The sequence below is a fragment of the Streptomyces sp. NPDC037100 genome, assembly GCF_055606225.1.
Genome location: NZ_JBVJSX010000007.1, coordinates 136,668 through 152,130, shown reverse-complemented (window position 1 = coordinate 152,130; position 15,463 = coordinate 136,668). Strand labels below are relative to the sequence as shown.

At 70.7% G+C, this 15,463-nt stretch carries 10 protein-coding genes; 2 read left to right on the top strand and 8 right to left on the bottom strand.

What is annotated here, in order from left to right; genetic code table 11:
• Positions 1–193 precede the first annotated feature (193 nt).
• The 4 genes from pepN to ACZ7EG_RS23695 all read right to left on the bottom strand — a co-directional run bounded on the left by pepN (position 194) and on the right by ACZ7EG_RS23695 (position 4,300).
• The gene (pepN, locus tag ACZ7EG_RS23710; protein WP_471082276.1) at positions 194–2,686 is read right to left on the bottom strand and encodes an aminopeptidase N; all 2,493 of its coding nucleotides are present in this window, start codon (positions 2,684–2,686) and stop codon (positions 194–196) included.
• A 68-nt stretch (positions 2,687–2,754) separates the two neighbouring features.
• The gene (locus ACZ7EG_RS23705; protein ID WP_471082273.1) at positions 2,755–3,315 is read right to left on the bottom strand and encodes a response regulator; all 561 of its coding nucleotides are present in this window, start codon (positions 3,313–3,315) and stop codon (positions 2,755–2,757) included.
• Positions 3,316–3,452: 137 nt separating this feature from the next.
• Positions 3,453–3,803 carry a chorismate mutase gene (locus ACZ7EG_RS23700; RefSeq protein WP_351626312.1) on the bottom strand — a complete coding sequence of 117 codons (351 nt, stop codon included), beginning with the start codon at positions 3,801–3,803 and terminating at the stop codon, positions 3,453–3,455.
• Positions 3,804–3,823: 20 nt separating this feature from the next.
• Positions 3,824–4,300, bottom strand: coding sequence for a GNAT family N-acetyltransferase (locus tag ACZ7EG_RS23695; RefSeq protein WP_471082269.1), 477 nt, complete (start codon positions 4,298–4,300; stop codon positions 3,824–3,826).
• 122 nt (positions 4,301–4,422) lie between these two features.
• On the opposite strand from ACZ7EG_RS23695, the gene ACZ7EG_RS23690 reads away from it, so the two are divergent.
• On the top strand, positions 4,423–5,310 hold the full coding sequence (locus ACZ7EG_RS23690; protein WP_471082266.1) for a hypothetical protein: 888 nt from the start codon (positions 4,423–4,425) through the stop codon (positions 5,308–5,310).
• Between the two features lie 112 nt (positions 5,311–5,422).
• Here ACZ7EG_RS23690 and qcrB read toward each other — a convergent pair whose 3' ends face one another.
• Both qcrB and ACZ7EG_RS23680 read right to left on the bottom strand, forming a co-directional pair.
• Positions 5,423–7,078, bottom strand: a complete 1,656-nt coding sequence (gene qcrB / locus ACZ7EG_RS23685) for a cytochrome bc1 complex cytochrome b subunit (RefSeq protein WP_471082263.1) — start codon at positions 7,076–7,078, stop codon at positions 5,423–5,425.
• Positions 7,079–7,181: 103 nt separating this feature from the next.
• Positions 7,182–7,916 (bottom strand): vWA domain-containing protein, encoded by a 735-nt coding sequence (locus tag ACZ7EG_RS23680; protein ID WP_471082260.1) that lies wholly within the window; start codon positions 7,914–7,916, stop codon positions 7,182–7,184.
• A 206-nt stretch (positions 7,917–8,122) separates the two neighbouring features.
• Between ACZ7EG_RS23680 and ACZ7EG_RS23675 the strand changes: the two genes are divergently transcribed.
• Positions 8,123–9,022, top strand: a complete 900-nt coding sequence (locus ACZ7EG_RS23675) for a chitosanase (RefSeq protein ID WP_471082257.1) — start codon at positions 8,123–8,125, stop codon at positions 9,020–9,022.
• 183 nt (positions 9,023–9,205) lie between these two features.
• Here ACZ7EG_RS23675 and ACZ7EG_RS23670 read toward each other — a convergent pair whose 3' ends face one another.
• Both ACZ7EG_RS23670 and gltB read right to left on the bottom strand, forming a co-directional pair.
• Positions 9,206–10,669 carry a glutamate synthase subunit beta gene (locus ACZ7EG_RS23670; protein ID WP_471082254.1) on the bottom strand — a complete coding sequence of 488 codons (1,464 nt, stop codon included), beginning with the start codon at positions 10,667–10,669 and terminating at the stop codon, positions 9,206–9,208.
• Positions 10,662–15,269 (bottom strand): glutamate synthase large subunit, encoded by a 4,608-nt coding sequence (gene gltB / locus ACZ7EG_RS23665; protein WP_471083033.1) that lies wholly within the window; start codon positions 15,267–15,269, stop codon positions 10,662–10,664. Before gltB ends, ACZ7EG_RS23670 begins: the two co-directional genes overlap by 8 nt.
• Positions 15,270–15,463: the final 194 nt, after the last annotated feature.

Below are 15,463 nucleotides of genomic sequence, written 5' to 3'. Positions count from 1 at the left end.
TTCTCACCGACCCTGGCCCCGCCGCCCCGGTTCTCCCGGGCCCCGGCGCGACCTCGGTTCTCCCGCGCCCCGGCCCCGCCGCCCCCAACTCTCCCCGGCCCCGGCCCCGCCGGCCCCAACTCTCCCCGGCCCCGGCCCCGCCGGCCCCAACTCTCCCCGGCCCCGGCCCCGCCGGCCCCAGCTCTCCCGTGCCCTAGTTCCCGTCGGCCCCTTGGACCCGCAACGCCCTTTCCAGGTCGTCCAGTTGGTCGACGAGCTTGCGGCGCAGCGCGGGGATCGGGTCGGCGTCGCGCAGGCATTCCTCGCCGAGGCGGAGGGTGTCCGCGTCGACGGCGTGTGCGGGGAAGGCCCAGCGGCCGGCGGCGTCGGCGATGGCGGGGCCGCGGCGGCCGGCGACGGCGACCGCGTCGGCGTAGTAGCGCCCGACGTACTCGCGTACCAGGTCGGCCTGTTCGGGCTGCCAGAAGCCGCGGGCGGTGGCGGTGAAGAGGTAGTTGGACAGGTCGTCGGAGCCGAACATGGCCTGCCAGGCGCGGGCCTTGGCCTCGGGGTCGGGCAGGGCGGCGCGGCAGCGGGCCGCGCCTTCCCGGCCGGTGGCGCTGGGGTCGCGTTCCAGTTCGGCGGTGATGGCGGCCTCGTCGGTCGCGCCGAGGACGGCGAGCCGGGCGAGTACGCGCCAGCGCAGCTCGGGGTCGAGCTCTGGGCCGCCGGGGACGGTGCCGTCGGCGAGCCAGGCGGCGATGGTGTCGGGGTGGGCGGCCACGTCGATGCGGTGGCGTACGGCGATCAGTCGCAGGCCGGGGTTGTCGCCGTCCTCGGTGCGGCGGATGAGGTCGCGGCACAGTTCGGAGAGGGTGGCGAGTGCGCCGGGCCGTTCCTCGGGGGCGAGGTAGCGGTCGGCGATGTAGGTGGAGGCGAAGGCGAGCACGCCTTGGACGATGGCGAGGTCCGTCTCCAGCGGGAGGTGGGCGCGGGCGGTCTCCAGGTAGGCGAGGGGGGCGAGTTCGCCGTCGCGGACGGCGTCCCGGAGGGCGTTCCAGACGACCGCGCGGGTCAGCGGCTCGGGCAGGCCGGACAGGTCCTTGCGGACGGTTTCGAACGACTCGGGGTCGAAGCGGACCTTGGCGTAGCTGAGGTCGCCGTCGTTGAGCAGGAGCAGGGCGGGCCGCTTGCCGATGGGGTGGGCTTGGGTGTGCGGGAGGTCGAGGTGGAGGCGTTCGCGCAGCACGAGCTGGCCGCCGTCGTCGCCGAGGTCGCGGTCGTAGAGGCCGGCGGCGATGCGGTGCGGGCGGCTGCCGGCGCGGTCGACGGTGAGGGCGCAGGTGCCGTGCTCGCCGGGGGTGATGCGCGGGGTGAGGGTGTCGACGCCGGTGGTGCGCAGCCAGGCGTCGGCCCAGGCGTGGACGTCTCGGTCGGTGGCGCTCGCGAGGTTGTCGATGAAGTCGGCGAGGGTGGCGTTGCCGTACTTGTGCCGGGCGAAGTGGGTGTTGATGCCGGCGAGGAAGTCCTTCTCGCCGAGCCAGGCGACCAGTTGCCGCAGTGCGCTGGCGCCCTTGGCGTAGGAGATGCCGTCGAAGTTGAGCAGCGCGGAGGCGGTGTCGTCGACGGCCTCGGGGGCGACGGGGTGGGTGGAGGGGCGCTGGTCGGCGTCGTAGCCCCAGGACTTGCGGGTGACGCCGAAGTCGGTCCAGGTGTCGGTGAAGCGGGTGGCTTCGGTGAGGGTCTGGTAGCCCATGTACTCGGCGAAGGACTCGTTCAGCCAGATGTCGTCCCACCACTTGAGGGTGACGAGGTCGCCGAACCACATGTGGGCCATCTCGTGGGCGATGACCATGGCGCGGGTCTGGCGTTCGGTGTCGGTGACGGCGGAGCGGTAGACGAACTCGTCGCGGAAGGTGACCAGGCCCGGGTTCTCCATGGCGCCGGCGTTGAACTCGGGGACGAAGGCCTGGTCGTAGGAGTCGAACGGGTAGGGCTCGTCGAACTTCTCGTGGTAGCGGTCGTAGCACGCGCGGGTGACGTCGAGGAGTTCGTCGCAGTCGGCGTCCAGGTAGGGGGCGAGGGAGCGGCGGCAGTGCAGGCCGAAGGGCAGGCCGCGGTGCTCGGTGCGCACGGAGTGCCAGGGGCCTGCGGCGACGGCGACGAGGTAGGTGGAGATGAGCGGTGTGGGGGCCGCGGTCCATACGCCGTCGGCGTGTTCGGTGATGCCGTTGGCGAGGACGGTCCAGTTCTGTGGGGCCGTCACGGACAGTTCGAAGACGGCCTTGAGGTCGGGCTGGTCGAAGGCGGCGAAGACGCGCTGGACGTCGTCCATGAACAGCTGGGTGTAGACGTAGGTCTCACCGTCGGTGGGGTCGGTGAAGCGGTGCATGCCCTCGCCGGTGCGGGAGTAGCGCATCCGGGCGTCCACGTGCAGTTCGTGTTCGCCGGCGGTGAGGTTCGGCAGGGCGAGCCGGTTGCCGTCCAGGGCCTGCGGGTCCAGGGGGTGTCCGTCGAGGGTGACGGAGCGCAGCTCGGCGGGCTTGAGCTCGACGAAGGTGTCCCCGTCCACGCGGGCAGCGAACCTGATCAGGGTGCGGGAGTCGAAGGTCTCGTCGCCGCCGGTCAGGTCGAGTTCGATCGTGTAGTGGTGGACGTCGAGGAGCTCTGCTCGGGTCTGCGCTTCGTCGCGCGTCAGTACGGACATGCGAGACATGCTGCCTGATGGCGTGGGCAAGGCACAGAGGCGGATCGGTACGTGCCCAATGTCCGTCTCTAGGTGCGGTCCTTTTCGAGCTCCCCGGCGTGCGCCCCCAGGGGCCGCTGCGTGGGCACGCGCGCGTCGGGATGCGGCAGTCCGGGGCGCGCGGGGTGTGCGGGGTGTGCGGCGGTCTCGGTGTGTTCCCCCGCGAAGGCGCGCAGGCGGTGCACCTCCCTCTCCAGGGCGAGATGGCGCCGGTGGGTGTCGTAGAGGTAGCGGACCTTGGTGCGCAGGGTCCAGGGGTCGACGGGCTTCATGACGAGGTCGGCGACGCCGAGCCGGAAGGCGGCGGTGGTCAGTTCGTGGTCGGCGCCGAAGCCGGTGAGCAGGATCACGGGGATGTGCTGGGTCTGCTCCACGCGCCGCATGTAGCGCACGACCTCCAGCCCGCTGACGCCGGGCATGCGCACGTCGAGCAGCAGCAGGCCGACCTGGCCGCGGAGCACCTGCTTGAGTGCCTCGTCGCCGCTGGTGGCCCGGCCGAGCAGGTAGCCCAGTGGGGCCAGGGCGCTTTCGAGCGCGTACAGCGTGTCCTCATGGTCGTCGACGATGAGGATCCTGGTATCCGACGGCATGGCCCCACGCCCCTCCCTCGTGGAGGACCAGAGTAGTCCGGGACGCTGACGCGCAGTGCTCGTCAGCTGACATGCTGTGTACAGCGCAGCATGCCCCGAGCGGGCCGTCGTGTCACTCCCCCGGGGCGTGCGCGACGTCAGTTGCCGCCTGGGGCGGCGCCGTTGAGCGCCTCGTCCGCGATGCGCTCGTGGTGGCGGATGACCTCGGCGACGATGAAGTTCAGGAACTTCTCGGCGAAGGCGGGGTCGAGTTTGGCGTTCTCGGCGAGGGCGCGCAGCCGGGCGATCTGGCGGGCCTCGCGGGCCGGGTCGGCGGGCGGCAGCTGGTGCCGGGCCTTGAGGTGGCCGACCTGCTGGGTGCACTTGAAGCGCTCGGCGAGCATGTGGACGACGGCGGCGTCGATGTTGTCGATGCTGTCGCGCAGCCGGGCGAGCTCTTCTCGGACGGCGGGGTCGACGTCACGGGAACCGGTGTTGCTGGTGGTCATGGGGCGTCAGCCTACGGGGATCACGCCGGGTCGCCGAAGGCCGTCTCATCCCTCGGCGGCGAGAGTTGCTTGTGGAAGCAGATGTCCTCGTGGCCGCCGGGGACGCCCCGGACGCGGGCCTGTTCCCGGAAGCCGAGCCTCGGGTAGAAGCCGGGCGCCTGGAAGCTGTACGTGGAGACGATCATGTCGGTGCAGCCGCGTCGGACGGCCTCGTCCTGTGCGGCGCGCATCAGCCGCCCGCCCCAGCCGGCGTGCCGCTGGTCCTCGCGCACCCAGAGCATGTCCACCGAGCAGAGGGTGCCCCAGGTCCAGGCGGTGAGCCCGCCGACCAGGTCGCCGCTGGCGTCGGTGGCGGAGACGGAGAGGGGCTCGGTGACGGCCCCGTCGGCGGCGGCGGTGTTGAACGCGGTCAGCTCCTCGTCGAGCCGCTGTTCGAGGGCGTCGTCCCGGCCGCCCACCCGGAGCGAGCCGGTGGTGGTGTGCTGTTCGCTGGTCACGGCCCGGATTCTGCCGGAGGTGCGCGGGAGGCGACGACCGGATTTCGCCGTGCCGGGCCCGTCCGCGGCGGGGCGTGTCCTCGTACAGTGGAACCGGGTTCAGGGCGTCTTGGGGGTGAGGCGTGGCGAACGACGGGCCGGTCGAGCACGGCTACCCGCACCTGGAGACGGTGCGGGCCGCCGTCACGGCGCTGTACAAGCGACTGTCCTACGACACCGTCCGGACGTTCGCGACGAGTGTGCTCCCCGTCGACGTGGCGTTCTGCGACACCGACGATCTGCATCTGGGGGCGCAGCGGGTGGCGCACGAGCTGGTGCGGCACTACCGGCTGCCGGATGCCCGGCTGGTCGTGAGCTTCCGGGAGATGCGGCACGCGGCGAATGTGGAGCTCACGGCCGGGCCGGAGTACTTCGTGGAGCTGAACGACCGGTTCCGTACGCATCGGAGGGACATCGGGGCGGCTCTCGCGCACGAGGTGACGCATGTGTACCTGCATCGCCTGGACCTGTCTTTCCCCAGCGTGCGGGACAACGAGATCCTCACGGACACGACGACGACGTACCTGGGGGCGGGGTGGCTGCTGCTGGACGCGTACCGGGAGGACGGGGCGTCGTCGCAGAAGCTGGGGTATCTCACGCCGGAGGAGTTCGGGTACGTGCTGGCCAAGCGGGCGCTGGCCTTCGGGGAGGACCCGGCGGTGTGGTTCACCAGTGCGCAGGCGTACACGGCGTATGTGAAGGGGATGGAGCTGGCTCGCCGTGACGAGCAGCAGCCGCCGTTGACGGCGGCGGGATGGGCGGGGCGGCGGCGGTACGCCCGGGACCGGCGGCACGCTGCGGCCCGCCCGCCGCAGCCGGGGGTGCCGTACGCGTTCTCGCCGGACGGGGGCGGGCGGTTGCGCGTGTCGTTCCCCTGCCCCACGTGCCATCAGCGGATCAGGGTGCCGGTGCGGGGGCGGGTCCGGGCGCGGTGTGCGCTGTGCCGGAGCGTGCTGGAGTGCGATACGTAGGGGGCGTGGGCGGGCTGGGCCGGGGGTTGCGCTTCGGCGCACGGGCTGTGACACGTGAGGTGCCGTCGGCGGGCTGAGCCGGGAGCGGGCTTTTGACGCCGGGCCCCGGCCGTCAGTGCGGGTGGTCGCCGCTGGTGATCTCCCGGTACTGCTCCACGGTCGGCTTCTCGATCCGCGCGTCGGGTCCGTACATGGCCTTCGCGAGCCGGGCGCGCAGCCGCTCGGACCGCTTGACCCTGCGGCGGACACCCCCCGCGTCGACCTCGCGCCCGATCTCGTAGGGCGGGTTCTGCTCGTGCTGGGTGAGGGTGAACAGCTCGGCCTGGGTGAGGGGCTCGTGGACCTCGAGGTACTCACCCGTCGGCAGCCGCTTGATGGTGCCGGTCTCCCTGCCGTGCAGCACCTTGGCGCGGTCGCGGCGCTGCAGGCCCATGCAGATCTTCTTCGTGACGATGAAGGCGACGACCGGCAGCACGAAGACCCCGATCCGCACGAACCAGGTGATCACGTTGATGGACAGGTGCAGATGGGTGGCGACGATGTCGTTGCCGCCGCCGATCAGCAGCACCGCGTACAGCGTCAGCCAGGCCACGCCGAGGCCGGTGCGCACGGGCGCGTTGCGCGGCCGGTCCAGGATGTGGTGCTCGCGTTTGTCGCCGGTGATCCACGCCTCGAGGAAGGGGTACAGGCCGAGGGCGAGCAGGATCAGCGGGAAGAGCGAGAAGGGGATGAACACGCCGAGGACGAGGGTGTGCCCCCAGAGGTTGATCTCCCATCCAGGCATCACCCGGATCAGCCCCTCGGAGAATCCGAGGTACCAGTCGGGCTGGGCGCCGGTGGTGACCAGGTCGGGGCGGTAGGGGCCGAAGGCCCACACGGGGTTGATCTGGGCGACCGCGCCCATCACCGTCAGGACGCCGAAGACGAGGAAGAAGAAGCCGCCGGCCTTGGCCATGTAGACCGGCAGGAAAGGCATCCCGACGACCGAGCGCTCCTTGCGTCCGGGGCCCGGGAACTGGGTGTGCTTGTGGTAGAAGACCAGGATCAGATGGGCGGTGACCAGGCCCAGCATGATCCCGGGCAGCAGCAGGATATGGACGGGGTACAGCCGCGAGATGATGTCCTCACCCGGGAACTCGCCGCCGAACAGGAAGAACGACAGGTACGTCCCGACGATCGGGATCGACAGGATCGCGCCCTGCGCGAAGCGGATGCCGGTGCCGGACAGCAGGTCGTCGGGCAGGGAGTAGCCGGTCAGGCCGGTGATGATGCCGAGCATCAGGAGGGTCCAGCCGAAGAGCCAGTTCAGTTCGCGCGGCTTGCGGAAGGCTCCGGTGAAGAACACCCGCATCATGTGCACCAGCATGCCGGTGATGAAGACCAGCGCCGCCCAGTGGTGGATCTGCCGGATCAGCAGCCCGCCGCGCACGTCGAAGCTGATGTCCAGCGTGGACTCGAACGCCCGGCTCATGAGCACGCCGTTGAGCTCGGTGTAGGAGCCGTTGTAGACGACCTCCTGCATGCTCGGCTCGAAGAACAGGGTGAGGTAGACGCCGGTGAGGATCAGCACGACGAAGCTGTAGAGGGTGACCTCGCCCAGCATGAAGGACCAGTGGTCCGGGAAGACCTTGCGCATGTTGGCCCTGGCCAGGCCGAACAGCCCGAGCCGCCCGTCCGCCCAGTCGGCGAGCTTCTCGCCCCTGCCTGCGGGAGACCCCCTGCGGGCGGAGTCCGTCCCGTACACCCGTCGTGCGCCGTCGTCGCCCATACGTCGTCGCCTCCCCGTCCGGATCCTTCCCAGCGTGGCACGGCGTCGCGGCCGTGCAAACGGGACGTGGGGACGGTTGGGCCAAGGGGACGAGCGGCCCGGCTCAGCGGCTGCCGGAGTCCCTCACGATCCCCTGCGCCCGCGCCGCCACCAGCCACTTCGGGAACTCGCCGACCAGCCGGTCGTACAGCTCGGCGTCGGGCACCTGTTGCGGATCCGCCCCCACGTGGAAGAACCCGGCGTTGTCGACGACCCGCTTGCCCGGCACGGCCAGCTCGTCCAGCTTGCGCAGGAAGTCGAACTGCTTGCTGCCCGGGTCGCCGAAGCCGATGAACTGCCAGAACAGCGGCAGCTTGGCCGCCTTGCAGAGGTACCGCTCCGCGGCGAGCTTGTTGATGGGCCCGCCGTCGGTCTGGAACACCACGAGGGCGGGCTCGGCAGACCCGCTGTCCAGGTAGTGGTCGATGACGGCGTCCATCGCCAGGTGGTAGCTGGTCTTCCCCATGTGCCCGAGCCCGGCGACGGTCCGCTCGATCCGTCCCCGGTGATCGGCGAGGGCGATGTCGGTGACGGCGTCGACGTCGGTGGAGAAGAACACGACCGGCACGCTGCCGTCGTCGTCCAGATGCGCTGACAGCCCGAGCACCCGGTCGGCCAGCGCCTGCACACTGCCGTCCTTGTAGTACGGCTTCATCGAGCCCGAGTAGTCGACCACGAGGTAGACCGCGGCCCGCAGCCCGTCGAGGCCGTGCTTCGCGAGGGACACCCCGGCACTCTTGTAGAGGTTCACCAGCGTCGGCGCGGTCCCCTCGAACGTGCGCAGGCTGATCGCGGTCATACGTGTCCCCCTGGATCATCGGACGTGAATGCCGAGAGTATGCCTCGCCGACCCGCCGGTGGACGCGGGTGGACACTGACGTACGCTTACGCGCCCCTGGCCCGGCGCCGCGCGCCGGTGCTTGCGGGGGCGCGCGTCGGTCGCTGGTGCTCCAGGCGGCCGGGGCGGCGGGAAAGGTGACGGAGCCGACAGGCAGGGTGATCCCGGTGAAGCGTGCCGGAGTGGCGTTCTTCGTCGCCGTTCCCGTGGCCGCCACGGCGCTGGCCTACTTCCTCGCACCCGCGGACTCCGGCGAGCCCGCGGCGAAGCCCTCCGTGTCCGCCGCCCAGGCGGCCCGGGAAGAGGCCAAGGACCGGGCCGAGGAGGAGCGGGCGGAGGACGACGAGGTGATCGCCGGGCTGCCCGCGGGCCTGGCCGCCCCGGAGAAGAAGGAACTGGCGCAGCGGATCGTGGCGAGCGCCCACCAGTCGACGCTGAACTGGCGTGCTCTCTACGGCTCCATCGAGGACCTGGAGGACGGGCGGGGCTACACCGCCGGGATCGCCGGCTTCTGCACCGGCACCCACGACCTGCTCGCCCTTGTCGAGCGCTACACCGAAACCCACCCGGACAACGGCCTGGCCCGCTACCTGCCGGCCCTGCGCACGGTCGACGGCACGGACTCCCACGAGGGGCTGGACCCCGGCTTCACCGCGGCCTGGAAGGCGGAGGCGAAGCTCCCGGCCTTCCGCAGGGCCCAGGACGAGCACCGTGACGCGGTGGCCTTCGACCCGGCGGTCCGCCTGGCCAAACTGGACGGCCTGGGCACACTCGGCCAGTTCGTCTACTACGACGCTCTGATCTTCCACGGCCCCGACGCCGGCCCCAAGGGCTTCTACGGCCTGCGCGAACGCGCGCTGCGGGTGGCGGACACACCGGCCGAGGGCGGCGGTGAGAAGGCGTACCTGGACGCCTTCCTCGACGTCCGCCGCACCGCCATGGCCGCCGACCGCACGGACACGAGCCGTATCGACACCGCCCAGCGCCGTTTCCTGAACGAGGGCAACCTGCGCCTGGAGACGCCGCTGGAGTGGGCCGTCTACGGGGACACGTACAAGGTGCCGTGACCAAGGCCCGTACGGGGTGTCGTGGCCGGCAGGAGAAAGCCGAAAGCCGACAGGAGAACACCGGCGGGAGAACGCCGGCAGGAGAAAACGACAGCGCCTGCCCGGTCGTCCGGTCGGGGACTTGCTGGGCAGGCGCTGTCAGTGTTCCGTACGCCGTTGTACGGGACGTCTTGTGCGGTGCGGTCAGACCATCAGCGCGCGGTCCGTGGGACGGATCGGCGCCGGCAGCTCGCTCGCCCCCGTGAGGGCACGGTCCACTCCGCGCGCCGCCGAGCGGCCCTCCGCGATCGCCCAGACGATGAGCGACTGGCCGCGGCCGGCGTCACCGGCGACGAACACGCCCGGCACGTTGGTCCGGAAGTCGGCGTCGCGGGCGATGTTGCCGCGCTCGTCGAGCTCCAGGCCGAACTGCTCGACCAGGCCGTTCTCCCGGTCGGTGCCGGTGAAGCCCATGGCCAGGGTGACCAGCTGGGCCGGGATCTTGCGCTCCGTGCCCGGCTTCTGGGTCAGCTTGCCGTCGATGAACTCCACCTCGGTGAGGTGCAGCCACTGGACGTTGCCGTCCTCGTCGCCCTCGAAGTGGGTCGTCGAGACGGAGTAGACCCGCTCGCCGCCCTCCTCGTGGGCCGAGGTGACCTTGTACAGCATGGGGAAGGTCGGCCAGGGCTGGTTGGTCGGGTGCCGCTCCTCGCCCGGGCGGGGCATGATCTCCAGCTGCGTGACGGAGGCCGCGCCCTGGCGGTGGGCGGTGCCCACGCAGTCCGCGCCGGTGTCGCCGCCGCCGATGACCACGACGTGCTTGCCCTCGGCCGACAGCGGAGTGGTGACGTAGTCGCCCTCCTGGACCTTGTTGGCCAGCGGCAGGTACTCCATGGCCTGGTAGATGCCCTTGAGCTCGCGGCCGGGCACCGGCAGGTCACGGGCCGTGGTGGCGCCGACGGCCAGGACGACCGCGTCGTAGCGCTTCTTCAGGTCCGTGGCCTTCAGGTCGCGGCCGATCTCGATGCCGGTGCGGAAGCGGGTGCCCTCCGCGCGCATCTGCTCGATACGGCGGTTGATGTGCCGCTTCTCCATCTTGAACTCGGGGATGCCGTAGCGGAGGAGGCCTCCGATGCGGTCCGCGCGCTCGTAGACGGCGACGGTGTGGCCGGCGCGGGTCAGCTGCTGGGCGGCGGCGAGACCCGCCGGGCCCGAGCCGACGACCGCGACGGTCTTGCCGGACAGGCGCTCCGGGATCTGCGGGGCGACGTCCCCGGTCTCCCACGCCTTGTCGATGATCGAGACCTCGACGTTCTTGATGGTGACCGGCGGCTGGTTGATGCCGAGCACACACGCCGACTCGCAGGGAGCGGGGCACAGGCGGCCCGTGAACTCCGGGAAGTTGTTCGTCGCGTGCAGGCGTTCCGAGGCGGCGGCCCAGTCCTCGCGGTAGGCGTAGTCGTTCCACTCGGGGATGAGGTTCCCGAGCGGGCAGCCGTTGTGGCAGAACGGGATGCCGCAGTCCATGCAGCGGCTGGCCTGCTTGCTGATGATGGGCAGCAGGGAGCCGGGGACGTAGACCTCGTTCCAGTCCTTGACGCGCTCCTCGACGGGGCGGGACTTGGCGACCTCGCGCCCGTGGTTCAGGAAGCCCTTCGGGTCAGCCATTGATCGCCGCCTCCATCATCTTCTCGTGGGTCTCGGTCTCGGACAGACCGGCTCGCTCGGCGGCTTCCTTGGCGGCGAGCACTGCCTTGTACGTGCTGGGGATGATCCTGCTGAAGCGCTCGACGGCGGTGTCCCACTCGCCCAGGAGCTTCTCGGCGACGGTGGAGCCCGTCTCCTCCTGGTGGCGGCGGATCACGTCGTGCAGCCACTGCTTGTCGGTGTCGTCGAGCGGCTCGACGGCGTCCAGGTTGCCGGCGTTGACGTTGTCCCGGTCGAGGTCGATGACGTAGGCGATGCCGCCGGACATACCGGCCGCGAAGTTGCGGCCGGTCTCGCCGAGCACCACCGCGTGACCGCCGGTCATGTACTCGCAGCCGTGGTCGCCCACGCCCTCGGAGACGACCGTCGCACCGGAGTTGCGGACGCAGAACCGCTCGCCGACCTTGCCGCGCAGGAACATCTCGCCGCCGGTGGCGCCGTAGCCGATGGTGTTGCCGGCGATGACGCTGTACTCGGCGAGGTGGTCGGCCGCGCGGTCCGGGCGGACGACGATCCGGCCGCCCGAGAGGCCCTTGCCGACGTAGTCGTTGGCGTCGCCCTCCAGGCGCAGCGTGACGCCGCGCGGCACGAACGCGCCGAAGGACTGGCCTGCGGAGCCGGTGAAGGTGATGTCGATGGTGTCGTCGGGCAGGCCCGCGCCACCGAACTTCTTCGTCACCTCGTGGCCGAGCATGGTGCCGACCGTGCGGTTGATGTTGCGGATCTCCACCTGGGCGCGTACCGGCTGGGCGTCGGTGGCACCGGCCGCGGAGAGGGCGTCGGCGGCCAGCTTGATCAGCTGGTTGTCGAGCGCCTTCTCCAGGCCGTGGTCCTGGGCGATGAGCTGGTGGCGCACCGCGCCCTCGGGCAGCTCGGGCACGTGGAACAGCGGTGCCAGGTCCAGGCCCTGTGCCTTCCAGTGGTCGACGGCCCGCGTGACGTCGAGGGTCTCGGCGTGGCCGACGGCCTCCTCGATGGAGCGGAAGCCCAGCTCGGCGAGGATCTCGCGGACCTCTCCGGCGATGAACTGGAAGAAGTTCACGACGTACTCGGCCTTGCCGTTGTACCGCTCGCGCAGGACCGGGTTCTGCGTGGCGATGCCGACCGGGCAGGTGTCCAGGTGGCAGACGCGCATCATGACGCAGCCGGAGACGACGAGCGGCGCGGTCGCGAAACCGAACTCCTCGGCGCCGAGCAGCGCGGCGATGACCACGTCGCGGCCGGTCTTCAGCTGGCCGTCGGTCTGCACGACGATGCGGTCGCGCAGGCCGTTGAGCAGCAGCGTCTGCTGGGTCTCGGCCAGGCCGAGCTCCCAGGGGCCGCCCGCGTGCTTCAGCGAGGTCAGCGGGGAGGCGCCCGTACCGCCGTCGTGGCCGGAGATGAGCACCACGTCCGCGTGCGCCTTGGAGACGCCCGCGGCGACCGTGCCGACGCCGACCTCGGAGACCAGCTTCACGTGAATCCGCGCCTGCGGGTTCGCGTTCTTCAGGTCGTGGATCAGCTGGGCCAGGTCCTCGATGGAGTAGATGTCGTGGTGCGGCGGCGGCGAGATGAGGCCGACGCCCGGCGTCGAGTGACGGGTCTTGGCGACCCACGGGTAGACCTTGTGGCCGGGCAGCTGGCCGCCCTCGCCGGGCTTGGCGCCCTGGGCCATCTTGATCTGGATGTCGTCGGAGTTGACCAGGTACTCGGAGGTCACACCGAAGCGGCCGGAGGCGACCTGCTTGATGGACGACCGGCGGGCCGGGTCGTACAGGCGCTCCGGGTCCTCGCCGCCCTCACCGGTGTTGGACTTGCCGCCCAGCTGGTTCATGGCGATGGCGAGGGTCTCGTGCGCCTCCTGGGAGATGGAGCCGTACGACATGGCGCCCGTGGAGAACCGCTTGACGATCTCCGAGACCGGCTCGACCTCGTCGATGGAGATCGGCTGCCGGTCCGACTTGAAGCCGAACAGGCCGCGCAGCGTCATCAGGCGCTCGGACTGCTCGTTCACGCGCTCGGTGTACTTCTTGAAGATGTCGTACTTGCCGGAGCGCGTGGAGTGCTGGAGGCGGAAGACCGTCTCCGGGTCGAACAGGTGCGGCTCGCCCTCGCGGCGCCACTGGTACTCGCCGCCTATCTCCAGCGCGCGGTGCGCGGGGGCGATGCCGGAGGCCGGGTAGGCCTTGGCGTGCCGGGCGGCGACCTCCTCGGCGACGACGTCGATGCCGACACCGCCGATCTTGGTGGCCGTGCCGTTGAAGTACTTCTCGACGAAGGCGTCGTCGAGACCGACGGCCTCGAAGACCTGGGCGCCGCGGTAGGAGGCGACGGTCGAGATGCCCATCTTGGACATGACCTTCAGCACACCCTTGCCGAGGGCGTAGATGAGGTTGCGGATGGCCTGCTCGGGCTCGATGCCGGGCAGGAAGGTGCCGGCGCGGACCAGGTCCTCGACGGACTCCATCGCCAGGTACGGGTTCACGGCGGCGGCGCCGTAGCCGATGAGCAGGGCGACGTGGTGGACCTCGCGGACGTCACCGGCCTCGACCAGCAGGCCCACCTGGGTGCGCTGCTTGGTGCGGATGAGGTGGTGGTGGACGGCCGCGGTGAGCAGCAGCGACGGGATCGGCGCGTGCTCGGCGTCCGAGTGGCGGTCCGACAGGACGATCAGGCGGGCGCCGTTCTCGATGGCGGCGTCGGCCTCGGCGCAGATCTCGTCGATGCGCGCGGCCAGCGCGTCGCCTCCGCCGTGCACCCGGTACAGGCCGGAGAGCGTGGCGGCCTTGAAGCCGGGCATGTCGCCGTCGGCGTTGATGTGGATGAGCTTGGCCAGCTCGTCGTTGTCGATCACCGGGAAGGGCAGCAGGACGCTGCGGCAGGAGGCCGCGTTCGGGTCGAGCAGGTTGCCCTGGGGGCCCAGCGACGAGCGCAGGGAGGTGACCAGTTCCTCGCGGATGGCGTCCAGCGGCGGGTTGGTGACCTGCGCGAACAGCTGGGTGAAGTAGTCGAAGAGCAGGCGCGGACGGTCCGACAGCGCGGCGATCGGCGAGTCGGTGCCCATGGAGCCGATCGGCTCGGCGCCGGCCTTGGCCATCGGCGCGAGGAGGACGCGCAGCTCCTCCTCGGTGTAGCCGAAGGTCTGCTGGCGGCGGGTGACCGAGGCGTGCGTGTGCACGATGTGCTCGCGCTCGGGCAGGTCCTCCAGCTCGATCTCGCCGGCCTCGATCCACTCCGCGTAGGGGTTCTCGGCGGCGAGCTCGGCCTTGATCTCGTCGTCCTCGATGATGCGGTGCTCGGCGGTGTCGACGAGGAACATGCGGCCGGGCTGGAGGCGGCCCTTGCGGACGACCTTGGACGGGTCGATGTCCAGGACGCCGACCTCGGAGCCGAGGACGACGAGGCCGTCGTCGGTGACCCAGTAGCGGCCGGGGCGCAGGCCGTTGCGGTCGAGGACCGCGCCGACCTGGGTGCCGTCGGTGAAGGTGACACAGGCCGGGCCGTCCCAGGGCTCCATCATCGTGGAGTGGAACTGGTAGAAGGCGCGCCGGGCCGGGTCCATGGAGTCGTGGTTCTCCCACGCCTCCGGGATCATCATCAGCACGGAGTGCGGCAGCGAGCGGCCGCCCAGGTGCAGGAGCTCCAGGACCTCGTCGAAGGAGGCGGAGTCGGAGGCGTCCGGCGTGCAGACCGGGAAGATCCGGTCGATGGCCTTGTCGTCGGACCCGAACAGGTCCGAGACGAGCTGCGACTCGCGGGCCACCATCCAGTTGCGGTTGCCCTTGACGGTGTTGATCTCACCGTTGTGCGCGACGAAGCGGTACGGGTGGGCCAGCGGCCACGACGGGAAGGTGTTCGTCGAGAACCGGGAGTGCACGAGCGCGATCGCGGAGGCGAAGCGGCGGTCGGACAGGTCCGGGAAGAAGGGCTCCAGCTGGCCGGTGGTCAGCATGCCCTTGTAGACGATCGTCCGCGCGGACAGCGACGGGAAGTAGACGCCGGCCTCGCGCTCGGCGCGCTTGCGCAGTACGAAGGCCTTGCGGTCGAGGGCGATACCCGTGGCGGGCACCGCGGCGCCGTCGGTGACGAAGATCTGGCGGAAGACCGGCATGGTCGACCGGGCGGTGGCACCCAGCAGCTGGGGCGCGACCGGCACCTCGCGCCAGCCGAGGACGGTCAGGCCCTCGTCGGCCGCGATCGTCTCGATCTGCGAGACGGCGTCGGCGGTGGAGTCCTCCGGCAGGAAGGCGATGCCGACGGCGTAGGAACCGGCGTCGGGCAGTTCGAATCCGGCCACGTCACGGAAGAAGGCGTCCGGGACCTGCGACAGGATGCCGGCGCCGTCGCCGGAGTCGGGCTCGGAGCCGGTGGCGCCGCGGTGTTCGAGGTTGCGCAGAACGGTCAGAGCCTGTTCCACCAGGGTGTGGGACGCCTCGCCGGTGAGGGTGGCGACGAAGCCGACGCCGCAGGCGTCGTGCTCGTTGCGGGGGTCGTACATACCCTGCGCAGCAGGGCGAGCATCCATGAACGACCAGTTCTGGCCATTCGCGGAATGCTGGGACGGCTGGCGCGGCGTACGCATCGGCTCTCCCGTCGTCGTCAGGTGGCTGGGGGCACCTCCCAGGCCCTTGAGGCTCTGGGGGAGCATGTGCCGAGGGACGACGTTGGCCCTCGCGTGATCGCAAAATTTCGTGCAGGTTACATGATGGAGCGGTTCTCGGGAACCGGGATAATCCGTTCCAACATGCGGACACTGCGGGTTCGCGGCGGGGGTAC